This is a genomic window from Yoonia maricola (assembly GCF_002797915.1).
GTDB classification, from domain to species: Bacteria; Pseudomonadota; Alphaproteobacteria; order Rhodobacterales; family Rhodobacteraceae; genus Yoonia; species Yoonia maricola.
This window is the reverse complement of sequence record NZ_PGTY01000002.1, coordinates 603,774-620,031: the sequence shown is the minus strand read 5'-3', so window position 1 is coordinate 620,031 and position 16,258 is coordinate 603,774. Positions and strand designations below refer to the sequence as shown.

Here is a 16,258-nt window from a genome sequence, read left to right as displayed (position 1 = left end):
AACGCTTATTCGACAGCAAGCGCCATATCGAGAAGCTCTTGTCCGTCAGGCACTTCTTCTACGAATGCCTGATAGGACGTTTCTTGAGCTAAGGCGCGCCACGCCTCGAAGTCTTCGATCGTCATCTCGGCGATCTCAACACCGGCCTCTTCGAAGACCGCAACCGAGGCTGCATCCTGCTTCTTAGCTTCTTCAAGATAGAAGGCCTCTGCTTCCGCAGCCGCAGCCATAAGCGCCGCCTGCTGATCTTCATTTAGCCCATCGAAGGTCGATTTGTTCATCAAGAGTGGCTGATACATGAACCAAAGCGCGACGTCTGCGGCAGGCGTGTAACAGGCTGCCTGCTCGTAAATGCGATATGACACGAACGATGACGAGGATGTATTCGCCGCGTTCAGAATACCGGTTTGCATTGCACTATAGATTTCGGAGGACGACATTGAGGTGATTGATGCACCTGCACCGGCAAGCATTTGCTCAAATGCTTTACCCGCAGCGCGCGTTTGCAAACCTTCAACATCGGATGGGCTTGTAATGCAGGCATCTTTCCCGACAAATCCACCCGCCAGATAGCCGTGTACAAGAACCATGACGTCATCATCGGCCATTTTCTCTTCAAGTGCTTCCATAAATGGAGACGCGCTCAAGCGAGCGGCGTGATCATGGTTTTTGACCAGACCGGGCATTAGTGTCAGGTTGAAAGCAGGCTGTTGGCCACCAGCGTAGCTGAGTGGCAGAACGGTCATGTCAAGCAGTCCACGGCTAAGGGGGCGATATTGTTCGCGGGCCTTAAACAAAGACTGTGTGCCAAAGATGCTGATCTCAAGGTCCACATCGGCTTCGGCCACCCCATCGGCGACCATTTGTGCGACTTGATGACGAATGTCGGTGTTCGACCACTGATGAGACAGACGTAGCTCTTCAGCCTGTGCTGTTGATGACAAACCTGCTGTCAGTGCTAACGCAGCCGTCGCAAGAAATTTCATGTTCATAGTTTCCTCCCATTTAAACGCCGACTCTCCTCAGGGGCGGCAATAGTCCATCATTGTCCACTCTGCATCCCCAGTCAATAATCTTGTATACAATAACTTAATTCTTGCATCTCATATGTGGTGCGCAGTATTATTGTCCTATGGAATTAAAACGCGCAGACCAGATTGCAGACTCCCTTGAGCAACTTGTTTTCCAAGGAGAGTATGCAGATGGTGAAAGACTTGATGAGATCAAACTTGCCGAACATTTCAGCGTCTCACGGACGCCGATCCGAGAGGCTTTGCAAAGACTGGTCATGTCGGGAATGGCGGAACAGATTCCACGTCGTGGTGTGTTCGTGCGCCAACCGGGTCCTGTGGAATTGCTCGAAATGTTCGAAACTATGGCTGAACTGGAAGCGGCATGTGGTCGCTTCGCTGCAGCCAGAATGACCGACGAAGGTTTGGAACGCCTTGCTGACGCAAATTCGAGATGTCGAGATGCCGTCGAGAGAGAGGATGCCGCAGGTTACTATCTGGAGAATGAGAGCTTTCACCAAGAGATATATCGCGGGGCAACAAATTCCCATTTGCAAGGAGAAGCTCTGCGACTGCAAAACAGGCTAAAACCCTTTCGTCGTGTTCAATTACGCTTTCGAGGTCGCATGGCTCAATCGCTGGCTGAACATGAAGAGATTATTCAAGCCCTAGAGTACGGGGAAGCCGAACTCGCCGCCAGATTGCTGCGTGGTCACGTCACGGTGCAGGGCGAGAAGTTTCAACAGTTGATAGCTGGGCTCAAACATTAGAAGCCGGTCTACTCAGTCAGGAAAACGGTCCCAGAGCCAAACCAGAATTTTGTATTGATTGCCGTCAATTGAATACGGAAAGCGGACCTCTCTTCGAAGCGCAGCATCATGCACTTTGGGCTCTAAACGGGTCCTCACGGCTACCCACTTCAATTTCCGCTTTGACGGGCCGCACTACAGCGATCGTGTTGTTTGGCGAACGACAGGTTTGGGCCGTCCTTGACGCTGCTGGTGCGCCCACAATGCCAACATGCTGCAACCGATTTAATGGCGACTGAGAGCCCAAAACTCACATATTGAGTGCCTTGTTGTAATAATTGGCCGTGCTTCACGGACGACAGCCGATAATTGAATGAAGGGGACGATTGGAACGGTTTGTCTACTTGGGGCTCTTGGTGTTTGATGTGCGACATGACTGCCTTCGTAAGGATGAACCGCAATGAAATGCTCTGCCTGCGTCATCGTGTTTCTCACACTATGCTTGCCAAGTGTAATGCAAGCACAAGATCGCGTGTCAATCGAAGCCAATTTCCAAGCATGGTTAGAAGATAACGTCTGGCCAAGAGCCAGTTCAGCTGGCGTTAACAGAACAACCTTTGAAGCTGCGTTGTCCAATGTGGATCTGAACTGGGACCTTCCTAATCTGGTCATTCCGGGAAGACCCGACGAAAGCCGTCAATCGCAAGCTGAGTTTCGTGCGCCGGCCAGCTACTTTGCACCGGGCGGCGTGTCAGGTACCGCAAGTATTGGACGTCAGATGGCGTCACGTCATGCAACAACGCTTGCTCAGATCGAGCAACAAACAGGTGTGCCGGGGCAGATAATTCTATCAATCTGGGGCCGCGAAAGCAGCTTCGGTCGCGCGGCAATCCCGCATGATGCGTTTGAAATTCTCAGTACCAAAGGGTTTATGAGTAACCGCACCGCATACTTTGCAGATGAACTCATCGCGGCGCTTAGAATGCTCGAAGAGGGCTTTGCCACACGTGACCAGATGAGAAGCAGTTGGGCAGGCGCACTTGGCCAACCGCAATTCATGCCAAGCAGCTATCTTGCTTACGCAACTGATGGGGATGGCGATGGGCGCGCAGACATTTGGCGGTCTGAACGCGATACACTGGCATCAATCGCATCCTATCTGCAGCAATATGGCTGGAACGCAGGCCGGGATTGGGGTTTTGAGGTTGCCGTTCCGGCCACCGTATCGTGTTCGTTGGAAGGTCCAGACAACGGTCGACCAATTCGGCAGTGGCTTTCAATGGGCATCACCCGCGTGTCGGGACGCCCGTTCCCAAGTCCCGAAGTTGACGAGGTAGGCTATTTGCTGATGCCTGCTGGTCTGCACGGACCTGCATTTATCGTGACATCGAACTTCTATGTCTTGAAAGAATACAACGAAAGTGACGTCTACGCGCTGTTTGTTGGGCACGTGGGTGATCGCATCAAATTCGGCGTTGGCGATTTCGCTGGCGGGTGGGATAGACTGAGTGATCTGTCACGTGTCCGCATTACTGATATGCAACGTAAGTTGGAAGAACGCGGATTTGATGTCGGCGGTGCCGACGGTCTGATTGGCAATAAAACGCGGCGATCAATAGGCCAATGGCAAGAACAGAACGGTGAACGAGCAACGTGTTATCCTAGTCAGGAGCTAATATCAGATATCATTCGTTGAAATGCCACTGGCCATGCGCGCCAATGCCGCGCAAGCGGCTTCGCCCATCTCCCCCAGCCCGGCCATTGTTATGACGATAATGCTGCACGATGGTCGAACAGCAGCAATACGAAAGCCACTAACACAAGCTAGCTCCATGGCTCCGGCCGCTACATCACCATCACGGTTCAATCAGTTGCGGCCTTAGCGGTGAGTCTCCAATCAGCAGAACATTGACGGCCTATTTGACTGCAAGTTCTACAACCCGTCGCTTCAGGTCTGGAAACTGCAACTTGGCCCGGTAGACATCAAGGATATAGACCTCGCGCTTGCGGGTGAGTGCCGTGACACAGACCGAATAGTCACTGAACACACCGTCCTTGCTGGCCGTATCCCAACTCTGCACAATTCTGTCGCCGGTGATTGGGTCGGGCTGTACGTCGCAATAGCGCAACCAGTCACGTTTGACATGCAGATCTTCAACGGGGACCGGGCTTTGCTGATATTGAGCCGAGAAGTTTGCTGAACCCATGCTGCGACGCAGGATTTCTAGCTGCATAACGCTTTCTCGTTCAGCATGCAGAGCTGAACCCTCCGCAAACTGATGGGTTTGGTTTCTTCCCACCGGAATTTGTAGATCAACCTCCGCAATAGCTGGCAGAGATAAATGATACCAGCCACCAGCTTCAAGTAGATGCCCAGCCAGATCTTCCTCATGCAGGCGCTGCATGACCAAGACGATGGCACCCCGTTTCTTGTCGTTTAGTCGCGATGACAATGTATTGCTGAACCAGGACAGTACGGCCCTGCGGGTTGTTTCAGACAATGCCTCATCTGGTTTGATCGGATCATCAATAATGATGATGTCGCCACCGCGGCCGGTCAGCGTTCCACCGACCGAAGTCGACAGACGTTCACCACCTGCTGTCGTATTGAAGTCCATTTCTGCCGACCTCCCCTTTTGAAGGAGAGTCTTGGGAAAGAGACGCCGATACCAGCCCGTCCGCATCAAGGCGCGGCAATCGTTCGCATGCTTGCGCGCGAGATCCGACAAGGCCTGCAGTTCAATAACCAGCAGTTCATCATCCCAGCCAGCATTCTCGGCAAGCTTGTTATCGGCTATTATGTATGCGCGCTTTTGCGCGTCAGTCAGATGATCGACGCGCATCACAGGCACGTCCGACATGCCGAGCAACTTCGCTGCTGCAATCCGCTCATGGCCAGCTATGATGCCATTGTCAGCGTCAATCAGAACCGGATTGGTCCAGCCGAACTCTTCAATGCTGTCGGCAATCTGACGAACCTGCTGATTTGAATGTGTGCGTGGGTTGTTGGCGTATGGGCTGAGAGCATCAATCGGCAAATGCTTGATTTGCTGTGAGTTGGAATGATTACTTATAGCGACAACCGTCACTCGACCTTGGCGATGACTTCTCCGGGTTCAGGTCGGAACGAGAACTGCCACCTGCACAAGACCGTTCGTCCGGTGGGGGACGTCACGTGGTCGTGAACAAATACTGTCACGTTGCCGAAGCTGTGACTGAATCTGATGTCTGCGTTCGATATGGTTCAGATCGCGCTCAGGGCGCGCGGGTTTTGTTTTCATTGTGCCACTCCTTGTAAACAGGCCCAATCATCATCGGCTTAGTAGCCGGATTAATCATTCCAAACAATTCTAGGTTTTTTTTGGAACTGTACCGGTCTTGTACTTTTTTGACATGTCCATCGTGGCCAAGGATCAGAATCGACGTAATCGCCTTTGCTTTCTCATACAGCGCCGGTGATGGCTCCAGATCGTCTTTCATTTGTAGGACAAGTTCCACAAATTCAGATGGAATGTCATCCGTCTCTCCCTGCAAGACTTTCAAGGCCGACCGACGGTGGATTTGAATGCGAACATCCTCAACGACCTGATACTTGTTTGGCGGGCGGCCACGTGGCGCTTTTTTGGACCGGTCTAGAAGTCCCGCAACATGTATGGATAGTTGTTGCGGCCAGTCTTTCGGAGGCGTCTTCCGGATGAATTCGGCAATCAAGCTGGTAGTCAGAAATTCATCCCGGTCCAATCGAGACGCCAGTTCTTCGGCCGGCAACATACTGATCGCAGTGGTTATGATGTCGTTCTGGAAGCCAGTGGTATTGACCGCCGTCTGCTTGCGGCGATGCAACTATATCTGGATAGTGAATTGCTCGTTCTTAATTGTACCCATGCTTCGCGCTCGAAGTGTTCGAGCGTTTTGCACAACGCATTGGGGTATCGACACAGCGGAGTCAAATCAATCAAGCCAGAGTGGATGCGATTAAAATTTGAGCAATCTCGAACTGTAGCGATCTCGTCCCTGTCAGACGCTTGATCGCTGATCATTTGTCAGCGTGGATGAAGGGGCAGGATGTCTAGGGTTCCGCTTGCGACGCAAGGTCAGGTCCGAGAGATATCGCCGATTGGTCAATCCTAATCGGTACACGGCGGGGCAAAATCCCGGGAGGCTACTGCGCAGGTTTGACCCGCGCTCCGCTATGCCCTCCACGCGGTCATTCCATTTGTGAAACAACGATGGGACCGAGAGATGAAGAACCTTTTGACAATGACGGCGATGGCCTTGTGCCTTGCGACAGGCGTAACCGCACAAGAAAAAACGGAGTTCCGTGTCGCATGGTCGATCTATGTGGGTTGGATGCCGTGGGGCTATTTGGAAGATAGCGGCATCATGGACAAATGGGCCGATCAATACGGCATTGATGTCGAGATCGTGCAGATCAACGACTATGTGGAGTCCATCAACCAATATACCGCCGGTGCGTTTGATGGCGTCACCGCGACCAGCATGGACACATTGTCGATCCCGTCAGGTGGCGGCGTTGATACCACCGCGCTGATCGTGGGTGACTATTCCAACGGCAATGACGCTGTGATCATCAAGGGCGACGGCGATCTGGCCAGCCTTGCAGGCAAGCCTGTCAATTTGGTGGAGCTGTCGGTGTCGCATTACTTGCTGGCCCGCGCATTGGACAGTGTTGACCTGTCAGAGGCGGATTTAGACGGGGTCATCAATACCTCGGATGCTGATATGATCGCGGCCTTTGCGGCCGATGATGTTGAGGCCGTCGTGACATGGAATCCGCTGGTATCGGCCATTCTGGAAGAGCCCAACGCCAAAAAACTATTCGATAGCTCCAACATCCCCGGCGAAATTATTGACCTGATGGTTGTGAACACCGAAACGCTGGCCGCCAACCCTGATTTCGGCAAAGCGCTGGTGGGGGCCTGGTACGAGGTCATGGGCCTGATGGCTGCGGGCGATGAAGAGGTGCTGACAGCGATGGCCGAAGCGTCCGGTACCGATTTGGCGGGATATCAAGCTCAGCTCGGCTCGACCGAGATGTTCTTCACCCCGGCAGACGCCATCGCCTTTACATCTGGGACAGAATTGCCAGAGACAATGACCAATGTTGCGGAATTCCTGTTCGATAAGGGGATCTTGGGCGAGGGCGCGCCATCGGCCGATTTCGTAGGCGTCGAATACCCCGATGGAACGATCACCGGTGATGCAAACAACGTCACGTTCCGCTTCGACACGACCTACATGCAAATGGCAGCTGACGGCGCCCTGTAAGTGAAAGGCCTGCCGCGACCTCGCGGCAGGTAATTCCCCCATGCGTGCAATCAACATAAAGCCCAGCCGCCCGCTTGCGGTCTTCTTGACAGTCTTGCCTTTTGTGCTGGTGTTTATTGCCTACGCGATTGGGTCGGACATCCGGCTGACCGCGAACCCGTCTGATAAACTGTTGCCGGCGCCCAGCACAATCTGGGACACAGCGGTGCGTTTGACCACTGAAGGCGACAGGCGGAGCGGACGCATCTTGTTCTGGCACGATACATGGGCCAGTTTGAAGCGGTTGGCGCTTGGTATCGGTATATCTGCGAGCCTTGGATTGGTCATTGGATTGATGATTGGGCTCTTGCCGCTGGCCCGGAGCTTTCTGGCACAATTCGTTGCCGTTTTATCAATGATCCCGCCGCTGGCATTGCTGCCGATCCTCTTCATTGTTTTCGGGTTGGGCGAATTATCCAAAGTCGTCCTGATCGTCATCGGCACCTTGCCATTCATCATCCGTGACTTGTCCCAACGCACCATTGAAGTACCCCAAGAATTGCTGGTCAAAGCGCAAACGCTGGGCGCATCAAGCTGGGTGATCACCCTGCGGGTTGCATTGCCCCAAGTGATGCCGCGCCTTATCCAAGCGGTTCGCTTGTCCCTTGGCCCCGCATGGCTGTTCTTGATCGCCGCCGAGGCAATCGCCGCCGATCTTGGCCTTGGTTACCGCATCTTTCTTGTGCGCCGGTATCTGGCGATGGATGTGATCCTGACCTACGTCATTTGGATCACCATCCTGGCCTTCCTGATGGATTGGACGCTGCGGGCTATGTCGCGCAAGTTATTCCCATGGGCGGAGGAGGGGCTATGAGCTTTGTCACCGTCACTGACGTGTTTCAATCCTACGGGCGCAGGCCCATCATTGAGCAGGTCAATGTCAGCGTGGATGAAGGCGAGTTTATCTCAATCGTGGGGGCCTCTGGCTGCGGAAAATCCACCTTTCTGCGTCTTCTTTTGGCGCAGGAAAACCCAACGCGCGGCGAAGTACGCATCGCCGGCGCCCCGCCAGCAGTCGAACCGGGGCTGGATCGCGGCGTTGTCTTTCAACGTTATTCTGTCTTCCCGCATATGACGGTCCGCGAAAATGTGGTTGCGGGCGAAAGCCTGCGGCGCCCTTGGGGGCGGTTCTTTGGGGCTGATTTGAAAGCCGCGCGCACGCGTGCAGATGAAACACTTGCCCGCTGCGGGCTGGATCATGTGGCGGATCAATATCCTGCGACGCTGTCAGGCGGTATGCAACAACGCTTGGCCATCGGGCAGGCGCTTGCAGCAAAACCACGCATCTTGCTGCTGGACGAACCTTTTGGTGCGCTTGATCCGGGCACCCGGCTGGCAATGCATGATTTCCTGCGCGATCTGCGCGCCGAAACAGGCATGACCGTCTTTATGGTCACCCATGATCTGGAGGAAGCCTTCAAGCTGGGTGACCGCGTGCTTGTCTTCGACAAGCCACGCTGGGACCCCCAAGACCCAAGCCTGAACGGGGCCACAATCACCTACGACTTTGACGCCCGCGACGGCGGCATACCTTTCCAAACACTCAAGGAGGACACCCATGTTTTGCAGGACAACGGATAGATCGCGATCCCACAACCCGGTTGATCACTGGCACGATGAACGCCGCCATCACCACCCCGACCTGACCAAGCTGCGCGGCTGGAAAGCCATGCAGGATGAAGCCGATCTGCCGGGCAGCGGTTGGGCTGAAGAACGCAAATGGGCGCTGCGTATGGGGCTCACCGGCGCTGATAGCATCGAAGACAAATCCATCCCGACCTTTGCGCGGGGCGAGCTGCCCCATTACGCGGGCATCAATACGTTCCTGAAGGCCCCCTACGCCGAAGACGTGACCGAGGTTGGTGACTACGACGCGACCGTTCTTGGTATCCCCTTTGATGGCGGCACGACCTATCGCGCAGGCACCCGTTTTGGCCCGCAGGGGGTACGTAAGATCAGTGCGCTTTATACCCCCTACAACTACGAAATGGCCGTCGATCTGCGTGAACAAATGACGCTATGTGACGCGGGCGATGTGTTCACGATCCCCGCCAATATCGAAAAGACCTTTGACCAGATCAGCCGAGCGGTGAACCACGTGGCCTCGTCTGGGTCATTGCCGATTATGATCGGCGGAGATCACTCCATTGGCTTCCCTTGCGTGCGCGGGATTGCAGAATGTACGTCCAAGAAAATCGGGATTATCCATTTCGACCGCCATGCGGATATTCAGGAAAAAGACCTTGATGAGCGGATGCATACGACCCCCTGGTTTCATGCAACCAACATGGAAAACGTGCCCGCCAAAAACCTTGTGCAGGTAGGTATCGGTGGCTGGCAAGTACCCCGCGACGCGGTGAAGGTCGCGCGGGACCGCGAAACCAACATCATTACCATGGGTGACATGGAAAAGATGGGCATCGATAAGACGGCCGAAATGGCGCTTGAGATGGCGTGGGACGGTGTGGACATGGTGTATCTGTCCTTTGACATCGACAGCATTGACTGTGGCTTTGTCCCAGGCACAGGCTGGCCGGAGCCCGGTGGGTTCCTGCCGCGTGAAGCCTTGGGTCTGGTGTCCAAGGTTGCTGCCGAAGGTATTTGCGGGATGGAACTGGTCGAAGTCGCGCCACCCTATGATCAATCCGAAATCACCGCCCTCATGGGTACACGGGTGATCGTCGACGTCCTGGGATCGCTTGTTTCATCAGGCAAAATGGGCGCGCACAAGCGGCATATGGATAAGCCGGTCAAGATCCCGCATGGGGAATTTGAAGGAAAGCGGTGGTCCAATGCCACATGATATCGTGAACGGTCACATCGGCCATATCGGACACAACCACGACCATCCTGACCATCTGCACAGCCATATGCCTGATGCAGATAAGGCCGAAGAGCTACTGGTCCTGACAACCCAATTCATCGACGGGTTTATCGGGGCCAAGGACAAGATGGCGTACCTACGGATAGCTGGTGTTCCATTGGAGATCGATTGCCCCAATGGAGGGGCATCGATGAAGTTGGTGGATGTAACGCTGACCACTGAATGGCAAGTCGGCACAGCCAGCCCATCTTTTGGATCTCGTGAACTCAGTTATCTGCCCTATCCCGGCGACATGGTGACAGAGCGAACGAACCTGGGCTTTGTCTATGTGTCGCTCGACGCGAAACACGTCACCGATCTACGTAGTTTTTTGCAAAACCACCCTGCCGCAGCGGAGGGCCACACATGAGAGCTTTGATCATCACGATAGTAACCCTATTCGCTGCAACGCCGACCTTTGCACATCACGAAGTTGTTGTGGCTACAACGGCGTTGCCTTCAATGATCTGGTTCGCGGTCGTCGCCTCGGGGGCGGCGGCCGCATTCTGGCGCAATTGGCGGCGCAAATGATCCGGGCGATGCGCACTGTTGAAAAGCGTGGTTCATGAGTGCGCTTTTTGATCAGCGTATCGTCTCCGTTAGAATGTTCAGGCAAATGTCTGCAGACATCAAAGATGTGCATTGCTCTTGAAGCTGATTAAGAGCGACTCTGGCAGAAGCGCGGTCAGCCACGCCTCAAAATGAGGGCCAAAGGCCGCGAGATGCGATAGTCGTTCAGGTGCATCCGCCATCCAATAGGCCGCGTCGCAACTGCCGCGTCCCCCAATCTTGGGGAAGAGGTAAGCGCAGCCCAAATAGGCCCCGGAGCGATTTCTGATCACCCAAGCGTAGGACCGTTTGGCGGTGAATTCGCGGTGATGCCAGTGTAGGTCAATCAAGTTGTCCTGAAAGGTAAGCCCCTCTGGCCAATCCGGGCCGAACAGGCCCTGCAGCACGGATTGAGAGCGGGTGACCGCCTCGAAATCTGTCTCGACATCCGCTGCCGTCAGCACACCAAGCTGATAATCACTCAACGCGATGGATGTTGGCACATCCAAAGCTTCAAAATCAGGATGCGGCAACATGCTATGATGCGGGCTCTTTGGCTTCGCGGGCGAAGGGGCTTTCTTCCAACACCTCATAATCTGGTGTGAAAACGCCGTTAGCCTTTGCATCTGCCATATAGCGGAATGTGTTCACGGACATGCGCATCAGATGCTCGCCCGCCTTCATTGGCGGATACTTGGCAATAGTTTCCGGCGTACGGAACTTTTCCAACGGTTCAACGACGGCGTCATAGTCTAGTCCGAAGAACAACGGCATCGAATAGCGCTCTTTTCCTGTGTTCACGACCCGATGCTGCGTCGACTTAAACTGGCCACCTGACCATGTCTCAAAGATGTCGCCAATATTGACGATGAAAGTGCCCGGTATCGGCGGCGCCTCGATCCAGACGTCGTCTGCGTTCATCACCTGCAGGCCGGGAGCGCCTTGCATTAGGATAGTGAAACATTCGAAATCCGAGTGAGCCGAGATACCGGTCACATCCTTTGTCTGTGGCATATCGTTTTCGATGTACCTCAGAAGACGGAGTTGGGACGTGGGGCATGTGATATGACGTGTCAGGTCTTCTGCGGGGACGCCAAGCTCTAGTGCCAAGGCGTCGAGCATTCGCAGTCCAAGATTGAAGATGCCATCATAATACCCCGAAATAGTGTCCTTCCATCCGGGCAGATCCGGCCAGACATTCGGGCCGGTCATCCGCCACCCAGCAATATAGTCGGGATGATCGGCGGGCGCCTCAAAAGACATATCCCAGGCTTCATTGAAGTTGATGATCTTGGGGAACTTTGTTCCATTTTCCTCAAACGGTACGTAGCCTCGGTGGTTTGTGGTGAAGCCGGACCAGTACTTCATTTTGAAGCTACGTGGCATTTCGTGAAACTGCTTAGAGGCTGCGAAGGCTGCGTCCATGAGCGTCTGCGAAACACCATGCCCTGTGATATAAAAGAACCCCGACGTGCGTGCAGCAACGCCAAGGGCGCGGGCCACCTCCGCCTTGTGGTCCGGGTTGTCAGAGAAAAGCCCCGATAGATCGATGACCGGTAGCGTGGCATCATCCACGGTGAGCGCTTTGAGTTCCTGAGTTTCCGACATGATTTTCCCAATTCTGAGTGCGCAAACAGCATGCGATAGTACTTGGTTAAGACGACTCCCTTTCGACTAAGAAAAGATATCCAAACTGCTTGAATGCTCTAATTTTAATCAGCTGCCAGCGCCGTTTGATAGATTTCGATCACTTCCATTGACCAAAATCTGCTCTGCGCGCGCAATCATTTCTATAAGACGCCTCGGGAAGGGTGAAGTTAAATGGGAAGGCGCCTCAGCGCGCCGAAAGGGAAACCAATGTTAAAAATGAACAGACGTACACTTCTGAAATCAGGCGCGGCCAGCGTCGCTGCATCAAGCTTGGCAACACCGTTGATCGCGCAAAGCCGAAGCCTGAAAGTTGGTTCGTATGGCGGTTACTTCGAGGATAGCTTCAAGTCATTCGTCTACCCAGAGTTTACCGCAGCCACAGGGATAGAAGTCGAAAGCGTAACGCAGCCTAACTCTGCCGACTGGCTGGTCACGATGCAGCAGGCTGCCTCTGCGGGCACAGTGCCGACCGATATCTCTTTGTATGGGCGTCAGCAGATGATCAAGGCCAGCCGCATCGGTGGCTTGATTGCGCCGCTGAACGTGTCTGCGATCGGGAATGCCAGCAATCTGGATAGTTATTTCATCTTCGAAGGTCCCGAAGGTCCGCAGGGTGTTGGCGCGATGTCATGGTTCACTGCGTTGGTGTTCAACCCCAATGAGGTCGAGACCCCTGCAAGTTGGGCTGACTTCTGGGACACGGATACGTTCGAAGCTTCGCTTGGCCTGAGCAACGTATATTCTTCGGGACTGCTGGATATTACCTCTGCTACTTTCTTTGAAGGTGAAGCGACGATGATGTCAGATGACGGCATTTTGGCGATTATCGACAAAGTCCGTGAGATCAAGCCGAATGTGACGCTGTGGTGGAATGCTGAAAGCCAGATGGAACAAGGTATGAAGAATGGCGATGTGATCGGCGGTCAGTACTATCTCGATGTGGCCAATCTGATGGCCTCTGACGGTTTCCCGATTCAGCCGACCTTCCCCAAGGAAGGGAACCTGCAGGATTACGGATCTTGGTGCTTGTCCGAGGGTTCAGAAAAATCGGAAGAAGCGGCGGAATTCATGGATTTCTCTTGCGATCCGGCAACCCAAGCATTGATGAGCCGCAACATCGGGACGGCGCCTTTGGTAGATCAATCCGCAACCGACCTGACTGATGAAGAGTTCGCCTTTGTCTCGGGCTCTCCATCAATCAAGCCGGCCTATGAGGCCTATCTTGATAATGAGACCTTCATCAAGGAAAGCTGGGACAAGATGTTGGCGGAAGCCTAAGCGCCCATGTCTGGCTTGATCCTGTCGGGTGTTTCCAAGACGTTTGGAAACACCCGCGCAGTTGAACCCACTGATCTGACCTTTGCCAAAGGGCAATTGACCGCCCTGCTTGGGCCGTCGGGTTGCGGGAAGACGACGCTTTTGCGTATGATTGCCGGTTTGGAAAATCCGACCCGCGGCCAGATTAAGCTGGGCGATGACGATATCACTGATCTGCCCGCCCATAAGCGTAAATTTGGGATGGTGTTCCAAAGCTTTGCCCTGTTTCCCCATTATACCGTGCGCGAAAATGTTGCGTACTCGTTGATCATCGGGGGAATGCCGAAGCCGACAGCGCTGGAAAAAGCCGAGAGTTTGCTAGCCACTGTGCAACTGAATGGTTTTGGCGATCGCCGCGTTGGTGAACTGTCAGGTGGGCAGCGTCAGCGCGTGGCGATTGCTCGGGCCTTGGCGCAAGAACCTCAGGTATTCCTGCTGGACGAGCCGATGTCCGCTTTGGATGCCAAATTGCGCGAAGATATGCAGGTCGAACTGCGCCTTTTGCAGCAACGCCTGGGGATCACGACAATCGTCGTCACCCATGATCAGCGCGAAGCGATGACGATGGCTGACACTATTGTTGTCATGTCGAATGGGCGTGTTGAACAAGTCGCGCCGCCACAAGAGATTTACCACAGACCAACAAATGCCTTTGTCGCTGATTTCATCGGCAAGGCGAATTTCTTTGATGGTTTGTATAAGTCCGGAGGCGTCATGATTGGATCGCAAGCCTTGGAGACGCCCGCGAATTTTGCTCCTGACAGCCCAGTGCGACTTGCAATTCGACCTGAAAGCGCCTGCCTTGCGAGGGAACCCGGACAAAACCGTATTCCGGCGGTTGTCGGATTTGTGCGCGATCTTGGCCCCGTGCGGGAATACCATTTGACCACCGATATTGGCCCGATCATCGTTGAATATGCCGCCGGGTCCGACGAACAGAAACTGACGGCAGGTGATAAGACGTTGGTGCACTTGCCTGCTGATGCGTTGCGGGTCTACCCGCGCACAGCGGCATGACCGTGGCCGAAGATATTGATGTCGCAGCAGACAGCCCTGCGAAAGCCACGCGCGGGCTAACGCGAAAAGGCGCGCTTTACGGCGTGCTGAGTGCCTTGATGGTGGTCTTCTGCGTGGTCCCGTTCATACTGGTGATCGTGATTTCCTTTGGTCGCAAGGTTGAGGGGGCTGCATGGGTATGGGGCTTTAGCTTTGAGAACTATCAAAGGTTTTTTGTCGGGACTCTTTGGCCGGATGAAGTCACGTTTCTCTACCTGCAACAACTGGGATACTCGTTCTACTTCGCAATCATCGCCTCGGTTCTTGCCGTGCTAACGGCTCTGCCGTTTACGTTGTTGCTCACTCGGCTCAAACGCAGCACCCAAGCGATCTGGTTGGTATTCATCCTGTCGTCTTTGTCGATGTCAGAGGTGTTTATCGTCATGGGCTGGGACATTTTGTTGTCGAACAATTCGGGCTTGCCAAAGCTGTTTCAGGTCACTGGCACGACCCAATGGCTAAAGGATGTGGGATGGTTCCAATCCCTGCGAGATATCGGTCTGGCCAACCCGCGCAACGTGAAATTCAAACCGTCCGAATTCGCAACGATCCTCACGATGAGCTATCTTGTCTGGCCCTATGCGGTGATCCTGCTGTACCCGGCCTTGTCCCGGCTTGACCCATCATTGTCAGAGGCCGCGCGCACTATGGGTGCAAGCCGCTGGACGGTCACCCGGACCGTGACGCTCCCCTCGATCCGCTTGCCATTGATGGGAACAACTTTGCTGTTATTCGTCTTCTTATTGGGAAGCTATGTCACCATCAGCGTCTTCGCGACGCCGGACAAACAAACCACAGCGGTGGCGATCTATTCCAACATTCGCGGATCAAACCTGAACGCACCTTTTGGATCGGCGCAGGCGGTAATCCTGCTGATTTCGGCGAGCATCTGCCTGTACTTCGGTCACCTGCTAAACCGTAAAGCCGAGGCGCGCTGATGCGGATAGGCGGACATATCTTCATCGCGCTTGCCGCGCTTGTCTTGGCCTTGCCCATTGTCGTTGTATGCGGCGCCGCACTGAATGGGGGGCGAAGCATGTTCTTCCCACCACGAGACCCGACATTGGCGCGCTTCGGCGAGTTCTTTGTCTCAGAACCGGTCTGGACCAACGCGCTGGCCAATTCGATCATCGTTGCCTTCGGGGCCGCAACATTGGCCGTCTTGATCGCTTGGCCTGTTGCCTATTTACTGTGGTCGTCGGGGTCGAAACTGTCCAAGGTGCTTGCAGGTCTTGGGTCTTTGCCTTTTGCGGTGCCACCGATTGTCATCGGCGTGGGGCTTGGATTTTTTTGGGCGTTTACCGGCGGTTTGGGGCATGTCTGGTCAGGGGTGGTCAGCCATGCAATCTTGCTGATGGCATTACCTTTGGTGACGATCTCGATTGGATTACAATCCATCGACCGGTCGCATCTGGACGCGGCTGCGACCATGGGTGCGACGGAACAAATCGCCTTTCGCACAGTCGTTCTGCCGCAAACCATACCTTACACGATTTCTGGGTTCTTCTTTGTGCTGGTGCTGTCGTTCAACGAATTCATCGTGATCTTCTTTGTCTCGGCATCGTCATATGCGACGGTCACGCTGCAAATCTTCAACTCTCTGCGCAATGGATATACGCCCACAATGGCTGTGGCCGCGATCACTTTCCTTGTGGTTTCTATCCTTGTCTTTGCTGCGGTCGCCCGCTGGGGTGACCTGCCGCGCCTGATGGGCGCAGATCAATCCAAAAATTAGT

17 protein-coding genes and 1 riboswitch are annotated in these 16,258 nt (G+C 54.3%); of the genes, 12 read left to right on the top strand and 5 right to left on the bottom strand.

The features are described from left to right. Positions 1-5: 5 nt before the first annotated feature. The gene (dctP, locus tag BC777_RS13245) at positions 6-992 is read right to left on the bottom strand and encodes a TRAP transporter substrate-binding protein DctP (protein ID WP_100368635.1); all 987 of its coding nucleotides are present in this window, start codon (positions 990-992) and stop codon (positions 6-8) included. A 140-nt stretch (positions 993-1,132) separates the two neighbouring features. On the opposite strand from dctP, the gene BC777_RS13240 reads away from it, so the two are divergent. Together BC777_RS13240 and BC777_RS13235 are read left to right on the top strand one after the other, a co-directional pair. Next, a complete protein-coding gene (locus BC777_RS13240) occupies positions 1,133-1,780 on the top strand; it encodes a GntR family transcriptional regulator (RefSeq protein ID WP_100368634.1) in 648 nt (215 codons plus the stop codon). A 439-nt stretch (positions 1,781-2,219) separates the two neighbouring features. Next, positions 2,220-3,455, top strand: coding sequence for a lytic murein transglycosylase (locus BC777_RS13235; RefSeq protein WP_100368633.1), 1,236 nt, complete (start codon positions 2,220-2,222; stop codon positions 3,453-3,455). 220 nt (positions 3,456-3,675) lie between these two features. Here the strand turns inward: BC777_RS13235 and BC777_RS13230 are convergent, their stop codons facing one another. Then, positions 3,676-4,848: a ParB N-terminal domain-containing protein gene (locus BC777_RS13230; protein ID WP_211095378.1), complete on the bottom strand. Its 1,173-nt coding sequence runs from the start codon at positions 4,846-4,848 to the stop codon at positions 3,676-3,678. 166 nt (positions 4,849-5,014) lie between these two features. Continuing rightward, positions 5,015-5,602, bottom strand: coding sequence for a hypothetical protein (locus BC777_RS13225; protein ID WP_100368632.1), 588 nt, complete (start codon positions 5,600-5,602; stop codon positions 5,015-5,017). 215 nt (positions 5,603-5,817) lie between these two features. Beyond that, positions 5,818-5,922, top strand: a riboswitch (guanidine-I (ykkC/yxkD leader). 79 nt (positions 5,923-6,001) lie between these two features. Here BC777_RS13225 and BC777_RS13220 point away from each other — a divergent pair. Genes BC777_RS13220 through BC777_RS19385 form a run of 6 tightly spaced genes read left to right on the top strand, consistent with a single transcriptional unit; the run spans position 6,002 to position 10,481 of the window. Continuing rightward, on the top strand, positions 6,002-7,048 hold the full coding sequence (locus tag BC777_RS13220) for a putative urea ABC transporter substrate-binding protein (RefSeq protein WP_100368631.1): 1,047 nt from the start codon (positions 6,002-6,004) through the stop codon (positions 7,046-7,048). A 40-nt stretch (positions 7,049-7,088) separates the two neighbouring features. Continuing rightward, the gene (locus BC777_RS13215) at positions 7,089-7,901 is read left to right on the top strand and encodes an ABC transporter permease (RefSeq protein WP_100368630.1); all 813 of its coding nucleotides are present in this window, start codon (positions 7,089-7,091) and stop codon (positions 7,899-7,901) included. Next, on the top strand, positions 7,898-8,668 hold the full coding sequence (locus tag BC777_RS13210; RefSeq protein WP_100368629.1) for an ATP-binding cassette domain-containing protein: 771 nt from the start codon (positions 7,898-7,900) through the stop codon (positions 8,666-8,668). Before BC777_RS13215 ends, BC777_RS13210 begins: the two co-directional genes overlap by 4 nt. Then, on the top strand, positions 8,646-9,890 hold the full coding sequence (locus BC777_RS13205) for an agmatinase family protein (protein WP_100368628.1): 1,245 nt from the start codon (positions 8,646-8,648) through the stop codon (positions 9,888-9,890). The genes BC777_RS13210 and BC777_RS13205 overlap by 23 nt, the downstream gene beginning before the upstream one ends. Next, a complete protein-coding gene (locus BC777_RS13200) occupies positions 9,880-10,320 on the top strand; it encodes a hypothetical protein (RefSeq protein WP_100368627.1) in 441 nt (146 codons plus the stop codon). The genes BC777_RS13205 and BC777_RS13200 overlap by 11 nt, the downstream gene beginning before the upstream one ends. Further along, positions 10,317-10,481, top strand: a complete 165-nt coding sequence (locus BC777_RS19385) for a hypothetical protein (RefSeq protein ID WP_168769164.1) — start codon at positions 10,317-10,319, stop codon at positions 10,479-10,481. Before BC777_RS13200 ends, BC777_RS19385 begins: the two co-directional genes overlap by 4 nt. A gap of 98 nt (positions 10,482-10,579) precedes the next feature. Here BC777_RS19385 and BC777_RS13195 read toward each other — a convergent pair whose 3' ends face one another. Together BC777_RS13195 and BC777_RS13190 are read right to left on the bottom strand one after the other, a co-directional pair. Beyond that, the gene (locus BC777_RS13195) at positions 10,580-11,035 is read right to left on the bottom strand and encodes a hypothetical protein (protein ID WP_100368626.1); all 456 of its coding nucleotides are present in this window, start codon (positions 11,033-11,035) and stop codon (positions 10,580-10,582) included. Position 11,036: 1 nt separating this feature from the next. Then, complete coding sequence (locus tag BC777_RS13190; RefSeq protein WP_100368625.1) at positions 11,037-12,107, bottom strand: isopenicillin N synthase family dioxygenase; 1,071 nt, start codon at positions 12,105-12,107, stop codon at positions 11,037-11,039. 258 nt (positions 12,108-12,365) lie between these two features. Here BC777_RS13190 and BC777_RS13185 point away from each other — a divergent pair, with 258 nt between their 5' ends. The 4 genes from BC777_RS13185 to BC777_RS13170 are packed head-to-tail and all read left to right on the top strand — an operon-like array spanning position 12,366 to position 16,257. Further along, positions 12,366-13,427, top strand: a complete 1,062-nt coding sequence (locus BC777_RS13185; protein ID WP_168769163.1) for an ABC transporter substrate-binding protein — start codon at positions 12,366-12,368, stop codon at positions 13,425-13,427. Between the two features lie 6 nt (positions 13,428-13,433). Beyond that, entirely contained in the window at positions 13,434-14,483 is a 1,050-nt protein-coding gene (locus BC777_RS13180; protein WP_100368623.1) for an ABC transporter ATP-binding protein, read from the top strand. Continuing rightward, entirely contained in the window at positions 14,480-15,460 is a 981-nt protein-coding gene (locus tag BC777_RS13175; RefSeq protein WP_100368622.1) for an ABC transporter permease, read from the top strand. The genes BC777_RS13180 and BC777_RS13175 overlap by 4 nt, the downstream gene beginning before the upstream one ends. Next, entirely contained in the window at positions 15,460-16,257 is a 798-nt protein-coding gene (locus BC777_RS13170; RefSeq protein WP_100368621.1) for an ABC transporter permease, read from the top strand. Before BC777_RS13175 ends, BC777_RS13170 begins: the two co-directional genes overlap by 1 nt. Position 16,258: the final 1 nt, after the last annotated feature.

Excerpts from the sequence above, each read along its gene's own strand:
- BC777_RS13220 (WP_100368631.1), top strand. The coding sequence starts at position 6,002 with ATGAAGAACCTTTTGACAATGACGGCGATGGCCTTGTGCCTTGCGACA.
- BC777_RS13235 (WP_100368633.1), top strand. The coding sequence starts at position 2,220 with ATGAAATGCTCTGCCTGCGTCATCGTGTTTCTCACACTATGCTTGCCA.
- BC777_RS13185 (WP_168769163.1), top strand. The coding sequence starts at position 12,366 with ATGAACAGACGTACACTTCTGAAATCAGGCGCGGCCAGCGTCGCTGCA.
- BC777_RS13215 (WP_100368630.1), top strand. The coding sequence starts at position 7,089 with ATGCGTGCAATCAACATAAAGCCCAGCCGCCCGCTTGCGGTCTTCTTG.
- BC777_RS13190 (WP_100368625.1), bottom strand. The coding sequence starts at position 12,107 with ATGTCGGAAACTCAGGAACTCAAAGCGCTCACCGTGGATGATGCCACG.
- BC777_RS13195 (WP_100368626.1), bottom strand. The coding sequence starts at position 11,035 with ATGTTGCCGCATCCTGATTTTGAAGCTTTGGATGTGCCAACATCCATC.
- BC777_RS13170 (WP_100368621.1), top strand. The coding sequence starts at position 15,460 with ATGCGGATAGGCGGACATATCTTCATCGCGCTTGCCGCGCTTGTCTTG.
- dctP (WP_100368635.1), bottom strand. The coding sequence starts at position 992 with ATGAACATGAAATTTCTTGCGACGGCTGCGTTAGCACTGACAGCAGGT.
- BC777_RS13205 (WP_100368628.1), top strand. The coding sequence starts at position 8,646 with ATGTTTTGCAGGACAACGGATAGATCGCGATCCCACAACCCGGTTGAT.
- BC777_RS13240 (WP_100368634.1), top strand. The coding sequence starts at position 1,133 with ATGGAATTAAAACGCGCAGACCAGATTGCAGACTCCCTTGAGCAACTT.
- BC777_RS19385 (WP_168769164.1), top strand. The coding sequence starts at position 10,317 with ATGAGAGCTTTGATCATCACGATAGTAACCCTATTCGCTGCAACGCCG.
- BC777_RS13180 (WP_100368623.1), top strand. The coding sequence starts at position 13,434 with ATGTCTGGCTTGATCCTGTCGGGTGTTTCCAAGACGTTTGGAAACACC.
- BC777_RS13210 (WP_100368629.1), top strand. The coding sequence starts at position 7,898 with ATGAGCTTTGTCACCGTCACTGACGTGTTTCAATCCTACGGGCGCAGG.
- BC777_RS13200 (WP_100368627.1), top strand. The coding sequence starts at position 9,880 with ATGCCACATGATATCGTGAACGGTCACATCGGCCATATCGGACACAAC.
- BC777_RS13175 (WP_100368622.1), top strand. The coding sequence starts at position 14,480 with ATGACCGTGGCCGAAGATATTGATGTCGCAGCAGACAGCCCTGCGAAA.